The sequence below is a fragment of the Nonomuraea sp. GTA35 genome, from assembly GCF_041950525.1.
GTDB lineage: Bacteria > Actinomycetota > Actinomycetes > Streptosporangiales > Streptosporangiaceae > Nonomuraea.
This window is the reverse complement of sequence record NZ_JBGNUV010000002.1, coordinates 26,092-41,565: the sequence shown is the minus strand read 5'-3', so window position 1 is coordinate 41,565 and position 15,474 is coordinate 26,092. Positions and strand designations below refer to the sequence as shown.

The following is a 15,474-nucleotide window of genomic DNA, read 5'->3' as shown; positions in this document are numbered from 1 at the left end:
TCCCTCAGGATCCGGAGGGGAGCTCGAAGTCGGGGGTGAGCGCGGCACCGCGATGCGGTTTGTACTGGTCGTAGCCGCGGGGGTCGCACTGGAGGCCGCCGTTGATGCAGTGGGTCACCAGCGCGTCCAGGATCGCGGGATCGTCCCAGGCGTTGAAGAAGTCGTAGTGCCAGGAGTAGCCCCGGCCGCTGGACAGTCGCGCCTGCGACAGGTCGCCGTCCGCGGGGAAGGCGATCTTGAACTCGAGCATCGGCACCGCCACCGGGTGGCTGGCGGGGCAGTAGCCGCCGGTGGGGTAGGACATGTGGCTCCTGTGGTCGGCGCTGTCGAGGCGGACGCCGTCCCAGCAGCTCGGCGCCTGGTAGCGGACGTTCACCTGGGTGCCAGCCGCGCACGAGGCCGGGATGTCCCAGCTCCGGGACAGGTCGCCGCACTCGAAGCCCTCGACGGCGCCGGGGGAGTCGCGGAACTGCTCCAGGGTCGCGCCCGGGCTGCCGGCGACGAAGCGCAGGCCCTGCGGGAACGGCTGCACCCGCCAGTACTCCAGGATGCCGGACTTGTAGTAGACGACCTGGTCGCCGGTCGGCTCGACGAGCCGGTCACCCTTGTGGAAGCTCGGGAACCAGTAGGCGGACCTGTCGTGCGGGTTCGTGCACGAGGTGCCGCCGGCGAGCAGCGAGGCGGTCGTGCTGTGCGCGTTCGTGGTGCGGTTGCCGATGAAGGTGTGCAGGTGTGAGGCGCCGGGCAGGCCGGGGTAGACGATGGGGTCCACCGCCCGCGCCACCGGCTACGGCTACTCCCTGTGGGAGTTCCAGGTGTACGGACACGCCGGCGACTCCTGGACCGAGGTGTGGTCCGACGACTTCACCGGCCCTGCCGGCACCTCCCCGTCCTCCGCGAACTGGGTCCCGCGCACCGGCACCTCCTACCTGGGCGGCCCCGCCAGCTGGGGCACCGGCGAGGTCGAGACCATGACCGCCGCCACCGCCAACCTCTCCCTGGACGGCGCGGGCCACCTCGCCATCAAGGCGATCAAGGACGGCGCGGGCAACTGGACCTCCGCCCGCATCGAGACCCGGCGCACCGACTTCGAGCCCCGCCCCGGGGAGCTGCTCAGGTTCAGCGCCCGGCTCAAGCAGCCCGACGTCCCGGGCCCCCTCGGCTACTGGCCCGGCTTCCGTGCCACCGGCGCCGCCTACCGCGGCGACCACACCAACTGGCCGGGCGTCGGCGAGACCGACATCATGACCGCCGTCAACGGCCGCGACCAGTACTCCGCCACCCTGCACTGCGGCACCGCCCCCGGCGGCGTGTGCAACGAGTACGACGGCCGCGGCAGCGGCCTGGCCACCTGCGCCGGCTGCCAGAGCGGGTACCACGAGTACACGCAGATCATCGACCGCACCAGGACCGACGAGGAGATCCGCTTCTACCTCGACGGCAGGCAGACCTGGGTGGTGCGCCAGAGCCAGGTCGGCGTGGCCGCCTGGAAGGCCGCCGTGCACCACGGCTTCTACCTCCGGCTCGACCTGGCCATCGGCGGCTCGCTGTCCGACGCCGTCGCCGGATTCGCCACCCCCGTCCCCGGCACCACGTCGGGCGGCGTGCTCAGCGTGGACTGGGTGAAGGTCTCCCGGCAGGCCGGCACCGTCCCCGCCGCCATGACCGACCCGTCCGTCCCCGCCGGGCCGAGCGTCGTGCGCGTGGCCGGCACGCAGGGTGACTGGCGGCTGGCGGTCAACGGCGCGCCGTACGAGGTCAGGGGCGTGACGTACGGGCCGCCGCAGAACGCGGCCGACGGCTACATGCGCGACCTGGCGGCCATGGGCGTCAACACCATCCGCATCTGGGGCGTGGACGACACGCACACGCCGGCCCTGCTCGACACCGCCGCCAGGCACGGCATCAAGGTCATCGTGGGCCACTGGCTCAACCAGGGCGCGGACTACGTGAACGACACCGCGTACAAGGCCGGCGTGAAGAACGAGATCGTGGCCCGCGTCAACGCGCTCAAGAACCGGCAGGGCGTGCTCCTGTGGGACATCGGCAACGAGGTCATCCTCACCATGCAGGACCACGGGCTGCCCGCCGGCGTGGTGGAGCAGCGGCGGGTGGCGTACGCGAGGTTCGTCGAGGAGGTGGCGCGGGCCGTCCACGCCGCCGACCCGAACCACCCGGTCACCTCCACCGACGCCTACACCCACGCCTGGACCTACTACCAGGCCCACTCTCCGGCGCTCGACCTGCTGGCCGTCAACTCCTACGGCGCCATCGACACCGTCAGGGACGACTGGATCAGGGGCGGCCACACCAGGCCGTACATCGTCACCGAGGCGGGCCCGGACGGCGAGTGGGAGGTGCCGGACGACGTCAACGGCGTCCCCGACGAGCCGGGCGACCTGGCCAAGAGGGACATGTACACCGCGAGCTGGAACGCCGTGCGCGGCCACGCGGGCGTGGCGCTCGGCGCCACCGAGTTCCACTACGGGCTGGAGAACGACTTCGGCGGCGTCTGGCTCAACACCACGCCGGGAGGCTGGCGGCGGCACGGCTACCACGCGCTGAGGAAGGCCTACACCGGGCAGGACTCCCCGAACACGCCCCCGGAGATCACCTCCATGACGGTGGACTCGCGCACCGCCGTACCGGCGGGCTCGGCGTTCGGCGTCGCGGTGGCCGCCGCCGACCGGGACGGGGACCTGGTCCGCTACAACCTGATGTACAGCGACAAGCACGTCACCGGCAACCGCGGCCTGTCCCACGCCACCTTCACCCGGACGGGGCCGGGCACGTTCTCGGTGACGGCGCCGCAGCGGCTGGGCGTGTGGAAGGTGTACGTCTACGCCTACGACGGCCACGGCAACGTCGGCATCGAGCAGCGCTCGTTCCGCGTGGTGCCGCCGGTCGTCGCGGGCACGAACGTGGCGCGCGGCAGGCCGACCACCGCCTCCACCCACCAGGCGACCGGCGACGGCGGCCCGTTCACCCCCGGCCGCGCCACCGACGGCAGCTTCACCTCCCGCTGGGCCAGCGAGTGGGCCGACCCGCAGTGGCTGCAGGTCGATCTCGGCCAGGCCACCGCGATCAGGCACGTGCAGCTCGGGTGGGAGGCCGCGTACGCCAGGGCGTACCAGGTGCAGACGTCGCTGAACGGCACGGACTGGACCTCCGCCCACACCACCACCACGGGTGACGGCGGCTTCGACGAGATCGCCCTGGACACCTCCGCCCGCTACGTCCGCCTGAACCTCACCCAGCGCGGCACCGCCTACGGCTACTCGCTCTGGGAGTTCGGCGTCTACGGCTAGGCGGCATGATCTTGCCCGGTAGGGTGCGTTCCCGTGCGCTCACCCTCCCGACGACGCTTCCTGGGCTTCCTTTTGCTGGCCGGCGGGCCGTGGCTGGCGGCCCTGTCGCTGCTCGAACTGTTCCTCCTGATCGAGCCCACCGCGGTGGCCCTGGTGACCGGCGAGCTGGTGGGCCGCCTGGCGCACGGCGTCACCGCGGGCCCGGCCCGGCAGGACGGCGGGCCGGGCGGCGGGCTGGGTGGCGGGCTGGGTGGCGGGCTGGGTGGCGGGCTGGGTGGCGTCGGCCCCATGCTGGCGCTGCTCGGCGCGCTGCTGGTCACCGGCAACGTGCTGCGGGCGACGAGCCGGCCGCTCGCCGAGCGGGCGGGGCGGCGGATCGACGCGGCGGTCCGCGAGGAGCTGACCGCCCGCGTGCTCGCGCTGCCGACCCTGGACCGGGTGGAGGACGCCGCGCTCCAGGACGAGCTGACCACCATGCGCTCGCCGCTGCTGACCTGGACCGACGAGGGCATCGGCGCGGCGGCGGTGGGCCGGTTCAGGGCCGGGCTGACCATGGTGGGGCTGGTGACGGCGATGCTGGTGCTCTCCTCCGTCGTGTGGTGGTGGGGCCCGGCGACGGCCGCGGCGGCGCTGCTGCTGGGCCGCTTCCGGGCCCGCAGGTGGCGGGGGTTCTTCGCCGTGGTGTCGGGCACCATGCCGGCCGCCCTGCGCGGGCGCGTGTGGTCGGAGATGCTGTCCGACAGCCGGGACGCCAAGGAGGTCCGCATCTTCGGGCTGACCGGCTGGCTGGAGCGGCACGCGGAGGAGAACATCGCCGGCGCCGTCCGCCGGGTCACCGAGGCGCGAGTGGCCCTGCTCCGGCGGGAGCTGTCGGTCTTCCTCGGCTGGGCGGTGACCGCGTCGGTGGTGTACGTGGCGGTCGCCGCCTCCGGAGAGGTGTCGGTCGGCCGGATCGCCGCCACGATCGGCGCGGTCTCGGCCATGTTCGTCATCTCCATGTCGACCCAGGACGAGGACATGGTCGAGGTCGCGGCGCCCGCCGTGGAGGCGGTCACCAGGATCCGCGCGCTCGCCCCGGACCTGGAACCGCCGCCCGCACCTGACGGCACGGGAGAGATCGCTCTGCGGGACGTGCGCTTCGGGTACGGGGAGGCGCCCGTGCTGAAGGGCGTCACGCTGGACCTCCGGCCAGGCGAGGTGATCGCGGTCGTGGGCGTGAACGGCGCGGGCAAGACGACCCTGGCCAAGCTCCTCACCGGCCAGTACCGCCCGGACAGCGGCACCGTCGTCACCGAGCCCACGGCGTACGCGGTCTACCAGGACTTCAACCGGTACGAGCTGAGCGCCTACGACAACGTCAGGATCGCCGCGCCGGAGGCGACGCGGGAGCAGGTCGAGGCGGCCGCCGCCGCGGTGGACGCGACCGGGCTGATCGAGCGGCTGCCCAGGGGCTGGGAGACGGTGCTCTCGCCCAGGTACGACGGCGGCGGCGACCTGTCCGGCGGCCAGTGGCAGAAGATCGCGCTGGCCAGGGCGGCGCTGGCGGCCGCGTGCGGGGCGCGGCTGCTCGTCCTGGACGAGCCGACCGCCAACCTCGACATCGAGGCCGAGCTGGACGCCTTCACCCGCATCCGCCAGGTGCGCGGCCGGGCGGCCGTCGTCCTGATCTCCCACCGGTTCTCCACCGTGCGCCAGGCGGACCGGATCGTCGTGCTGTCCGGCGGCCGGATCACCGAGGAGGGCACGCACGACGACCTGCTCGCCGCCGGTGGCGAGTACGCGCGGATGTTCGACCTGCAGGCCCGGCAGTTCAAGGAGAGCACATGAGGTTCGCCGAGATCCGTACCCTGCTGGGCGAGTGCCTGCGCCACCAGCGAGGCCGCACCTGGCTGCTGCTCGTCCTGACCCCGCTGGGCGCGATCACGCCCGGGCTGACCGCGCTCGGCCTGCAGTGGATCGTGGACGGCGTGCTCGCCGGGGACCGGCCGGCCATCGTCGGCGGGGCGATCTGCGCGGCGACGGCGGGCGCGTTCGTCCTGGCGGGCAGCCGCGTCATCCAGGTGCAGACCGGCCTGGTGGCGAACGAGGTCGGCACGGTGCTGAGCCGGCGGACCACGCGATGGTGCGCGACCCTGCCGACCACCGCGCACCTGGAGCACACCGAGTCGCTGCGGCGCATCGAGCAGATCCGCGGCCTCGGCCCGCGCACCGTCAGCTTCGGGCTGGCCTGCCTGAGCGTGGTGCAGAGCGGGCTCTGGCTGGTCATCACCACGGTCCTGCTGGCCGGGGTGCATCCGGTGCTGCTCGCGCTGCCGCTGTTCGCCGTGCCGTCGATCCTGCTCACCCGTACCACCTCGCGCAGGATCGAGGCGGCCAGGGCGCGGACCACCGAGCACAACCGGGCCGAGCAGCACCTGTTCACGCTGATCACCGAGGCGAACTCGGCCAAGGAGCTGCGGCTGGGCACCTCCGGCGGGTACGCCGCCGGCATCGCGCGCCGCCTGCGCGAGGAGCGCGCCGCGATCCTCGGGCGCGCCACGCTCGCCGTCGGCGGCCTCACCCTGGTCGGCTCGCTCGTCTTCGTGGCCGCCTTCCTCGGCGCGCTGCTGCTCACCTCCCGGCTGGCGCTGGCCGGCACGGTCAGCCCCGGCGCGCTGCTGCTGGTGGCCACGCTCGGCGGCCAGATCAGGGGCCAGCTCGACCTGCTCACCCACGCGCTCACCCGCGCCGGCCGCGGCCTGGCGATGACCGGCCACTACCTGTGGCTGCGCGACCTGCACGCCGCGAGCGGCGGCGGCACGCTCCGCCCGCCCGACCGGCTGAGCGACGGCATCACCCTGGCCGGCGTGGACTTCTCCTACGGCGGCCCGCCCGTGCTGCGCGGCATCGACCTGCGCCTGCCTGCCGGGTCCACGGTGGCGCTCGTCGGCGACCACGGCAGCGGGAAGACGACGCTGGTCAAGCTGCTGTGCGGGTTCCACCGGCCGGCCGCCGGCACCCTCACCGTGGACGGCACACCTCTCGGCGAGCTCGACCCCGAGGCCTGGCGGGAACGCGTGACCTCGGCGTTCCAGGACTTCAGCCGGTTTCCGTTCCTGGCCCGCGAGGCCGTCGGCGTGGGGGACCTGCCCAGGATCGGCGAGATCGAGCGGGCCGCCGAGAAGGGCGGCGCCGCCCAGGTCTTCGCCCGCCTGCCGGAGGGCGGCGAGACCCGCCTCGGCAAGGCGCTCGGCGACGGCGTCGAGCTGTCCGGCGGGCAGTGGCAGAAGATCGCCCTGTCGCGGGCGTTCATGCGGGCCACGCCGCTGCTCGCCGTGCTCGACGAGCCGACCGCCGCGCTGGACGCCGCCAGTGAGTACGAGATCTACCAGCGGTACGCGCAGGCGGCCCGGGAGTGGCAGGAGGCCACCGGCGGGATCACGCTGCTGGTCTCGCACCGGTTCGCCACCATCAGGATGGCCGACCTGATCGTCGTCCTGGACGGCGGCCGGATCATCGAGTGCGGCACGCACGCCGAGCTCGTCGCCCTCGGCGGCCGTTACGCCCACCTGTACGATCTGCAGGCCTCCGCCTACCGGTGAGGGCTCAGAGCTGGTTCCTGATGGGCTCCGGCGTGTCCGGGACGGGCTGCGCGAGGTAGGCCGCCACCTCGGCGGGGGTCAGCAGGCGGGCCTCGCGGAGCAGGCCGAGCGACTCCCGCCAGGAGGCCCGGGCCTCCTCCGGCCGCCCGAGGTCGTGCAGGGCGCGGCCGAGCCACCAGGAGGAGACGGCGGTGTAGAGCGTGTAGCCCGTCTCCCGCTGGAGCCTGACGGCGTGGCGGTAGTGCTCCACGGCCTCCTCGAGCATGCCGCCGGCCCGGTAGGCGTCGCCCAGGGTGTCGTGGGCGATGCCGAGGCTCCCGGCGTCGTCCAGCTCCTCCGTCATGGCCAGGACGTGCCGGGCCTCCTCGACGGCTTCCTCGAATCTCGCCTGACGGTAGTAGACGTGGACCAGGTTGTTGCGGACGAAGGACTCGTGGGCCCTGCGGCCGGTGCGAAAGGTGATCGCGAGCGCGCGCTCCAGCGCGGCCAGGGCGTCGTCGTGGCAGCCCATCATGGTGTGGACGGTCCCGAGGTCGTTGAGCATCCCCGCCTTGCGGTCCGGCTGTCCGGCCAGGTCCCAGCAGGCCAGCCCCGCCTCCAGCTCGCGCAGGGCCTCCGGGAAGCGGCCGAGCTGAGCGTGGACGGAGGCGAGCCCCTGGTGCAGGTAGGCCTTGCCCTGCCAGTCCGCCATCTTCTCGGCGCCGCGCAAGGCCAGCTCGCTCACCTCGATCAGCTCGGAGAACCAGCCCCGCCGGTCGAACAGCCACTGGGTGACGTTCGCGAGCACGGCCGCCGTGCCGTCGGCGGAGTCGCCGGCCGCCTGGCGGACCGCCGCCAGCAGGTTGTCCCGTTCACGCTCGACCCACTCGTTGGCGGCCGCCACGGTGGTGAGCTCCTCCCCGGGCTGCTCGGCGAGGTAGCGGTCGAAGCTTCCCTTGGTGCTGCCCACCAGCTCTTCGGCCTGCACGGCCGTGGCCAGGTAGTGGTGCAGCGCACGCCGGATCGCGGCCGCCCGCTCCGGCGCGGCGAGTTCCTGTTCCCGGGCGTAGAGGCGGACCAGGTCGTGGAGCTGGTACCCGTGGGACCCGGCGGGTTCGAGGAGCCGGGCGTCCAGGAGGCGTTCCAGCGCGGCCTCGGCGCGGTGTTCCGGCCAGCCCGCCAGGGCGGCGGTGGCGGCGGGGGTGTGCGTGGGCAGTTCGAGCAGGCCGAGCAGGGCCAGCAGGCGCGCGGCGTCCCGCCCGGCCGGCTCCTCGCGCAGGTGCTGGTGGCTGACGGCGATGCCGGCGCGTACGGCCAGGTCGGCGTACTCCAGCAGGTCCAGGCGGCGGGTGGCGTCGGCGAGCCGGACGGCCAGGTCGCAGATCGCCCGGCCGGGGTGGGCCGCCAGCCGGGCGCCCGCGATCCGGAGCGCGAGCGGGAAGCCGCCGCAGAGCCGGACGATCTCCGCCGTCGCCTCCGGCTCCGCGGCTACCCGGCCGGCGCCGACGACGCGGGTGAGCAGCGCCGTCGCGTCCTCGTCGGCGAGCGTGCCCAGGTGCAGGTGGTGGGCGTTGTCCAGGACGGAGAGCGGGTCGCGGCTGGTGATGAGGACCCGGCAGCCCGCCCCGCCCGGGATGAGCGGGCGGACCTGGCGCACGTCGCGGGCGTTGTCGAGGATCACCAGGAGGTTGCCGGCCGCGGTGAGCGAGCGGTAGCGGGCGGCGGCCTCACCCGGGTCGGCGGGCACGGCGGTGCCGTCGAGGCCCAGCGAGCGCAGCAGGTGGCGCAGCGCTTCGGCGGGCGTCAGCGGGGCGAGCCCGGCGGTGGCCCCGTGCAGGTTGACGTAGACGACGCCGTCGGCGAAGCGGCCGCTGACCGCGTGCGCGACGTGGACGGCGAGCGTCGACTTGCCGATGCCGCCGGGGCCGTCGATGACCGTGATCGTGGGACCGTCGCCGGTGACGAGGGCGGCCCCCAGCCGCTCGACCTCGGCGGCCCTGGCGGTGAACGCCTGCGTGCCGGCGGGCAGCTCGGCGGGCACGACCGGCTCGGCCAGCGTGCCGCGCTGGGCGGGGGTGCCGAGGTCGAGCGCCGGGTCGCGGGCGAGGATGGCCTGGTGGAGGCGGCGCAGCTCGTTGCCGGGCTCGATGCCCAGCTCCGTCACCATGGCGCGGCGGGTGTCCTGGTAGACGGCCAGCGCCTCGGCGGATCGCGCGTCGCGGTGCAGGGCGAGCATGAGCTGGATGGCGGGCCGCTCGCGCAGCGGGTGCGCCTTGACGTGCGCGGCGAGCTCGCGGGCCACGGCGTGATGATCCCCGGCGGCGAGCCGCAGGTCGATGTGCTCCTCCAGGACGGACAGCCGCTCCTCCGCCAGCCTGCCGGCCTCGATCCTGGCCCACGGCGCGTCCACCTCTGCCAGCACAGGCCCCCGCCACAGCGCGAGCGCCTGGCGGAACAGCGCGTCGGCGGTCGCAGCCGCGTCCTGCGCGCGGGCGGCGCGCGCCCGCAGGGCCAGCCCGGTGAACAGGTGCGCGTCGACGCGGTCGCGGTCGAGCGCGAGACGGTAGGCGCCGGGCAGGGTCTCGATGAGGTCCTCGCCGCAGTGGGCGGCCAGCGCCTCGCGCAGCTTGGAGATCACGATGTGCAGCTGCTTGGCCGCGGTCGCCGCCGAGCTGTGCGCCCACACGTCGGCGAGGATGCGGTCGGTGTGCACGGCCTTGCCCGCGTCCACGGCGAGCCTGGCCAGGACCCCGATCCGCCGCTGCCCCGCCAGCTTGATCGCGTGATCGTCCGTCGCGATCTCCCACGGACCGAGGTATCTGATCTCCAGACCCATGCGGGCTGCCCCTCTTCGTCGCCGGAGTCAGCAGCGTAACGATCAACTTCGTGGGCGGCGACCTGTTCCCCGGAGTCCGTGCCGGTGCCGCCGTTAAGCCGTTTGCAAGCGGGTTCCCAGTGCGAATGGAGATCATTTGCCCGCGATGTGCACCGGAGTCACGATGGCCCCGGACGGCAGCGTCATCGCGACGAGAAACAGGAGGTGACGAATGGCGACGACGACGGCGATCAGCGTTTCCACGCTCAACGGGCGCCACCACAGGGCCGCGCTCACGATCTTCATGATCATCGTGGTGGCGCACTGGGCGGAGCACCTGGTCCAGGCCGTGCAGGTCTACGCGTGGGGGTGGCCGCTGGCCGAGGCCCGGGGCGTGCTCGGCATGCCGTTCCCGTGGCTGGTGACCTCCGAGTGGATGCACTACGGCTACGCGCTGCTCATGCTCATCGGCCTCGTCCTGCTGCGCAAGGGCTTCACCGGCAGCTCGCGCACGTGGTGGAACATCTCCCTCGGCATCCAGGTGTGGCACCACATGGAGCATCTGCTGCTGCTCCTGCAGAAGCTCAGCGGCCTGTACCTGATGGGCCGTCCGGTGCCGACGAGCGTCCTGCAGCTGATCTGGCCCAGGATGGAGCTGCACCTGTTCTACAACGCGATCGTCTTCGCGCCGATGGTGGTGGCGATGCTGCTGCACCGCCGCGCCGGGTCGCACGCCGGGGCCACCTGCACCTGCGCGGTCGCGCACTAGGCCATGCGGGTCGAGCGGCGCTTGAGCGCGTTCACGGTGGCGCTGGCCGCGCTGGGGCTGCTGCTGCTGTTCTGGTCGGTCCCGGAGCTGGGCCCCACCATCAAGGCCGCGCGGGCCGACGGGGTGAGCGGCGTGTTCACCGCCGGGGAGCTGCGGTGCATCCGGCATCCCGGGCACGAGTCCTGCGTCTGGGCGGGGGACTTCACCTCCGACGACGGGCGGGTGCTGCGGCGCGACGTCGAGCTGTACGGCAGCGACCGCGGCACGCTCGCCGCCGGGCGGAGCATCCACGCCGTGGACACGGGGCGGGCGAGCCGCGTCTACGGTCCGGACGGCTCGGGGGAGTGGCTGTTCACCACCCTGCTCGCCCTGGCAGGAGCGGCCATGCTGGCCGTGGCGGCCCGGCGCGTGTGGCGCCGGCCCGCACGGGAGCCCTCAGGAGCCGGTGACACGGCGCACTGACGGTGGCCGGCCGGCGCGGGAGCCCGGTGTCAGGAGCGGTGCCCCCTCTTCGGCCGGGCGCCCTCCCGGCGGGAGCGGGTCACGAGCGGGACGAGGGTCCTGTCGCCCAGCGCGGTCATCGCGGCCAGCGGCTTGACCGCCGCCGCGACCAGCAGGGACACGGCCGGCCTGCCCGCGGCCCTGGCCAGCCCGGGGCCGAGCGCGGCCATCATCGCGGTCAGCGCCGGCAGGGGCCGGATCCACAGGGTGAGGTCCCTGATGAGCCCGTCCTCGCCGAACTCGGCGACGGCGGCCTCGTGGATCTCCCTGCCGCCCAGCCGCGCGGTCGAGGTGAGCGCGCGCGTCCGGTCGTCGCCCACGTCGGTGTGGTAACGCAGGTCCGACAGGACGCCGAAGACGACGGAGAACAGTTCGAGCGCCTGCTCCTTGCCGCGGAACTCGGCCGTGGCGGACAGCGGCGAGTGGAAGACGACGTCCTCGGACAGGGTGGCGGCGAGCGCGTCGAGGTCGTGCGCCTCGCCGGCCCGGCGGTACGCGGCCGCGGGTGAGTCCTGAATGTGAACTGTCATGGGTTCACTTTATCAACCCACTATCCTGGGTCCATGAACAGGTTCGGTGAGATGCACTGCTCCATCGCCCAGGCTGTGGGCGTCATCGGCGAGCCCTGGACGCCGCTGATCCTGCGGGACCTGTTCCTGGGCCTGCGCAGGTTCGACGACCTGGCGCAGGACCTGGGAATCTCGCGCAACCTGCTGACCCGCAGGCTGGAGCACCTGGTCGCGGCCGGGGTGGTGGAGAAGCGGCGCTACCAGGAGCGGCCGCCGCGCCACGAGTACGTGCTGACGCAGGCGGGGCGCGACATCGTGCCCGCCCTGATGACGCTGATGGCCTGGGGCGACCGCTGGGCCACGCCGCCCGGGGGGCCGCCCGCGCTGCTGGTGCACTCGTGCGGCGAGCGGTTCACGCCCGTCGTCACGTGCCCGCACTGCGGCGGCGAGGCCACGGCGGACACGGTGACGGCCGTGGCCGGGCCCGGAGCGGCCCAGGGGCCCGGCACGATGGTGCTGGCGGCGGGGGTCTAGGCACGCCGCCGGGGTCAGGCGCGGGGGTCAGACGCGGGCGGGCACCTCGTTGCCGGCCGCGCGGATGGCCTTGGGCAGGTTCGTCATGGCCAGCAGGATGAAGCCGATCACGAAGAAGACGACCATCGACAGGATCGCGATGCGGTAGCTGTTGGTGAACTGCAGGGCGAGCGTGATCGTCAGCGAGCCGATGAACGCCGAGCCCTTGTCGCTGATCTGCAGCAGGCTGAAGTACTCGGCCTCCCGCCCCTTCGGGATCACCTGCGAGAACAGCGAGCGCGACAGCGCCTGCGTGCCGCCCAGCACGATCGCGATCGCGAACGCCATCAGGTAGAACTGCAGCGCCTGCCCCTCGGCCACGAACATGGCCATCGCCACGATCGCCGTCCACAGCACCAGGCTCGCCAGCACCGTACGCTTCGTGCCGAAACCGCGTGCCAGCCACCCGAGCAGCAGCGCCCCGAAGAACGCCACGAACTGCACCATCAGGATCGCCGTGATCTGCACCTCCTGGGGCAGCTTGAGCGCCTCCGAGGCGAAGGCCGCGCTGTTGCCGATGACCGTCTGCACGCCGTCGTTGTAGACCAGGTAGGCCACCAGGAACAGCAGCGTCAGCGGGTAGCGGCGCAGCTCGGACAGGGTGCGGCCGAGCTGGCGGAAGCTGCCGCGGACCGAGCGCAGCGCCGTCGTCTCGTGCGCCGGCACGGGCCGGTTGCGCAGCCGCAGCAGCGGGACGATCGTGAACGTGGCCCACCACAGGCCCGCCGACATCATGCAGATGCGCACCGCCATGCCCTGGGTCAGCCCCAGGCTCTCGTACTGCAGGTACAGCACCAGGTTGAGGGCCAGCAGCAGGCCGCCGCCGAGGTAACCGATGGCCCAGCCGCGCGAGGACACCCCGTCGCGCTCCTCGGGCGTGGAGATCTGCGGCAGGAACGAGTCGTAGACCACGATGGAGGCGCCGTAGGCCAGGTTCGCCAGGATGAACAGCACGCCGCCCAGCAGGTAGCGGTCGCCCTCGACGAAGAACAGGCCCATCGCGGCCAGCGCCCCGGCGTAGGCGAAGATGCCGAGCATCTCCTTCTTGCGGCCGGTGTGGTCGGCCAGCGCGCCCACGACCGGCAGGATCACGATCTGCAGGAACACCGCCACCGTGGTGACCAGCCCGAAGTACGCGGCCGGCCTGATGTCGGCGCCCAGCACGTCCACGTACCCGAGCCCGGGGCCGGCGGCGGCGAGCTGGTCGAAGGTGTCGACGCACCTGCCGGGCTCCACGGACGGGAAGTCCTTGGCGCAGGCCGCGGTCTTGGCGACGGGGATGAGGTACGGGCCGAGGAAGACCGAGATGACCACCGTGTAGAAGGCGGAGTTGGCCCAGTCGTAGAAGTACCAGCCGCGCTGCTCGCGCCGGCGCGCGCCTGGGGAGTCGTCGAGTGCCGCGGGGGGTGCGGGTACGGGCATGGTGTCGGGTCGCTCCTCTTGCGGCGTACGGGGGGATGCTGCTGTCAGGCGGCCAGCCGGCCGGGGTGCCACAGCCCCCGGCGCTCCAGCACGTCACGCAGGCCGGTGACGTTGTCGGTCATGATGCCGTCCACGCCCAGGTCGAGCAGGTGCTCCATGCGGGCGGGGTCGTTGATCGTCCACACGTGCACCTGCATGCCGATCGCGTGCGCCGTACGGACGAGGCGGCGGGTGGTGACCCGCAGGCCGCGGAAACCGACCGGCACCTGCGCGCACGGCACCCCGGCGCGCGACAGCCGGGCCAGCAGGCGGCCGTAGCCCGAGGTGGTCGCCGCGGCCCGCAGCGCGGCCACGGCGCGCGGCCCGAGCGCCGAGCACACCTCCCTGCCGAGCGCGGCCCTGGCCAGCACCAGCCGCTCGTCGGAGAACGAGGTCAGGCAGATCCGGTCGTAGGCGTTGGTGCGCCTGATCGCCTCGGCCAGCGGGGCGATGGCGGCCGCCTCCTTGACGTCGATGTTGAAGCGGATCTCCGGCCAGGTGCCGAGCAGGTCCTCCAGCAGCGGGATCTCGTGCACGCCGCCGATGCGGGCCCGCTTGACCGCCCGGTAGGGCAGCTCCGAGATGCGGCCGCGCCGGTCGGTCACGCGGTCGAGCGTGTGGTCGTGGAAGGCCAGCAGCACGCCGTCGGAGGTGGCGTGCGCGTCGGTCTCCAGGTAGGTGTAGCCGAGCGCGACCGCCCGTTCGAACGCGGCCGCGGAGTTCTCCGCGCCCTCTGCCGCTCCTCCGCGGTGGGCGAAGGCCAGCGGGCCCGGATGGTCGAGGAAGGGGAATCGACGGCTCAGCACGTCCAGAAGTATGCCCTTTTCGAGTGAACGGTTCGGTTACGAATCAGGGAGATTCTGCCACTCCTGGCGGCGCGCCTCGGAAAGCGCGATGGCCGCGGCCACCGCCACGTTGAACGAGCCGACCCGCCCCACCTGCGGGATGTAGCAGGCCCCGTCGACCGCGTCGAGCAGGGCGGGGGAGCAGCCGTGGTCCTCGCTGCCGACCACCAGGCACACGTCGCGGGCCAGGTCGGCCCTGTGCAGCGGCCTCGCCTCGGCGGTCAGCTCGATGGCCAGCACCGCGTAGCCGCTCTCCCTGGCCGCCTTGACCGCCTCGACGGCCGGCACCGCCTCGTGCCAGGTGACCAGGCGCTCGGTGCCCAGCGCGGTCTTGCCCGCCTTGGGGTTGGTGGGCGGGGTGGCGTTGCCGGCCAGCCAGATCTCGTCCACGCCGAACGCGGCGGCGCTGCGGAAGATCGAGCCGATGTTGAACGGGCCGGTGACCGACTCGATGATCAGGCCGAGACGTTTCTGAGTGTTCCTGCGCCAGGTGCGGTTGAGCCGCTTGACGTCGGTGGGGCGCAGCTGCCTTCTCATCGGGTCACCTTCAGGATGCGGTAGGCGGCCCGGCTGGCCTCGCGGGAGGCCTGCCAGCCCTGCTCGCCGAGCCAGCGCTGCAGGGAGTCCGAGCCGAGGTGTTTCTGGACGACCAGGTAGGCCACGCCGTCGGGCGTCAGCCGGGTGAGCCACCTGGTGAGCATCTCGTGCAACGCCTGCTTCCCAATTCGGATCGCAGGATTAGACCAGATGGCCCGAAATTTCACTTCATCTGGCACTTCATCGATATGTACTGACCTTACTTTGTCAAGGGCGGCGGCTCGGGCGTTCCGCTCGGTGAGCTCCAGGCTGCGCCGGTTGACATCGACGGCCCACACGGTCGCGGCCGGCGCCCGCTTGGCCATGGTCAGCGCGATCGGCCCGTAGCCGCAGCCCAGGTCGAGCAGGTCGCCCTCCTGCGGCGGCGGCGGGACGCTCTCCAGCAGCACGCGCGTGCCGACGTCCACCCGCTCGGGGGAGAACACGCCGCTGTCGGTCTCCAGCCGCAGGTGCAGATCGGGCAGGACGAGATCGACGGAGCCCGGCCTGCTCGCGGTGCTCGGCTGCTCGGAGAAATAGTGGGCCACGTCGCCAAA

Annotated in this window: 14 protein-coding genes; 6 read left to right on the top strand and 8 right to left on the bottom strand. The window is 73.0% G+C overall.

Annotated elements, in window-relative coordinates; translation table 11 throughout:
* Positions 1–4 precede the first annotated feature (4 nt).
* Complete coding sequence (locus ACBJ32_RS06965) at positions 5–784, bottom strand: DUF1996 domain-containing protein (protein WP_375126011.1); 780 nt, start codon at positions 782–784, stop codon at positions 5–7.
* Here ACBJ32_RS06965 and ACBJ32_RS06960 point away from each other — a divergent pair.
* From ACBJ32_RS06960 to ACBJ32_RS06950, 3 genes are read left to right on the top strand one after another with little or no spacing between them, the layout of a single operon-like run.
* The gene (locus ACBJ32_RS06960) at positions 762–3,308 is read left to right on the top strand and encodes a discoidin domain-containing protein (RefSeq protein WP_375126010.1); all 2,547 of its coding nucleotides are present in this window, start codon (positions 762–764) and stop codon (positions 3,306–3,308) included. The genes ACBJ32_RS06965 and ACBJ32_RS06960 overlap by 23 nt on opposite strands.
* Positions 3,309–3,341: 33 nt before the next feature.
* On the top strand, positions 3,342–5,135 hold the full coding sequence (locus ACBJ32_RS06955) for an ATP-binding cassette domain-containing protein (protein WP_375126009.1): 1,794 nt from the start codon (positions 3,342–3,344) through the stop codon (positions 5,133–5,135).
* Positions 5,132–6,889 (top strand): ABC transporter ATP-binding protein, encoded by a 1,758-nt coding sequence (locus tag ACBJ32_RS06950; RefSeq protein ID WP_375126008.1) that lies wholly within the window; start codon positions 5,132–5,134, stop codon positions 6,887–6,889. The genes ACBJ32_RS06955 and ACBJ32_RS06950 overlap by 4 nt, the downstream gene beginning before the upstream one ends.
* A 4-nt stretch (positions 6,890–6,893) precedes the next feature.
* Here the strand turns inward: ACBJ32_RS06950 and ACBJ32_RS06945 are convergent, their stop codons facing one another.
* Positions 6,894–9,704, bottom strand: coding sequence for a BTAD domain-containing putative transcriptional regulator (locus tag ACBJ32_RS06945; protein WP_375126007.1), 2,811 nt, complete (start codon positions 9,702–9,704; stop codon positions 6,894–6,896).
* Positions 9,705–9,836: 132 nt separating this feature from the next.
* Positions 9,837–9,989: a hypothetical protein gene (locus tag ACBJ32_RS06940; RefSeq protein ID WP_375126006.1), complete on the bottom strand. Its 153-nt coding sequence runs from the start codon at positions 9,987–9,989 to the stop codon at positions 9,837–9,839.
* Here ACBJ32_RS06940 and ACBJ32_RS06935 point away from each other — a divergent pair.
* Together ACBJ32_RS06935 and ACBJ32_RS06930 are read left to right on the top strand one after the other, a co-directional pair.
* A complete protein-coding gene (locus tag ACBJ32_RS06935) occupies positions 9,988–10,452 on the top strand; it encodes a hypothetical protein (RefSeq protein WP_375126005.1) in 465 nt (154 codons plus the stop codon). The two genes, ACBJ32_RS06940 and ACBJ32_RS06935, sit on opposite strands and share 2 nt — an antisense overlap.
* A 21-nt stretch (positions 10,453–10,473) precedes the next feature.
* Positions 10,474–10,914 carry a hypothetical protein gene (locus tag ACBJ32_RS06930; RefSeq protein WP_375126004.1) on the top strand — a complete coding sequence of 147 codons (441 nt, stop codon included), beginning with the start codon at positions 10,474–10,476 and terminating at the stop codon, positions 10,912–10,914.
* A gap of 29 nt (positions 10,915–10,943) precedes the next feature.
* Here ACBJ32_RS06930 and ACBJ32_RS06925 read toward each other — a convergent pair whose 3' ends face one another.
* On the bottom strand, positions 10,944–11,483 hold the full coding sequence (locus ACBJ32_RS06925) for a nuclear transport factor 2 family protein (RefSeq protein ID WP_375126003.1): 540 nt from the start codon (positions 11,481–11,483) through the stop codon (positions 10,944–10,946).
* A gap of 33 nt (positions 11,484–11,516) precedes the next feature.
* Here ACBJ32_RS06925 and ACBJ32_RS06920 point away from each other — a divergent pair, with 33 nt between their 5' ends.
* Positions 11,517–11,996, top strand: coding sequence for a winged helix-turn-helix transcriptional regulator (locus ACBJ32_RS06920; protein WP_375126002.1), 480 nt, complete (start codon positions 11,517–11,519; stop codon positions 11,994–11,996).
* 27 nt (positions 11,997–12,023) lie between these two features.
* On the opposite strand, the gene ACBJ32_RS06915 is transcribed toward ACBJ32_RS06920, so the two are convergent.
* The 4 genes from ACBJ32_RS06915 to ACBJ32_RS06900 are packed head-to-tail and all read right to left on the bottom strand — an operon-like array spanning position 12,024 to position 15,465.
* Positions 12,024–13,457, bottom strand: a complete 1,434-nt coding sequence (locus ACBJ32_RS06915; RefSeq protein WP_375126001.1) for an MFS transporter — start codon at positions 13,455–13,457, stop codon at positions 12,024–12,026.
* A gap of 44 nt (positions 13,458–13,501) precedes the next feature.
* Entirely contained in the window at positions 13,502–14,299 is a 798-nt protein-coding gene (locus tag ACBJ32_RS06910; protein WP_375126932.1) for a glycerophosphodiester phosphodiesterase family protein, read from the bottom strand.
* 39 nt (positions 14,300–14,338) lie between these two features.
* Positions 14,339–14,878 (bottom strand): TrmH family RNA methyltransferase, encoded by a 540-nt coding sequence (locus tag ACBJ32_RS06905; RefSeq protein ID WP_357884344.1) that lies wholly within the window; start codon positions 14,876–14,878, stop codon positions 14,339–14,341.
* The gene (locus ACBJ32_RS06900; protein WP_375126000.1) at positions 14,875–15,465 is read right to left on the bottom strand and encodes a class I SAM-dependent methyltransferase; all 591 of its coding nucleotides are present in this window, start codon (positions 15,463–15,465) and stop codon (positions 14,875–14,877) included. The genes ACBJ32_RS06905 and ACBJ32_RS06900 overlap by 4 nt, the downstream gene beginning before the upstream one ends.
* Positions 15,466–15,474: the final 9 nt, after the last annotated feature.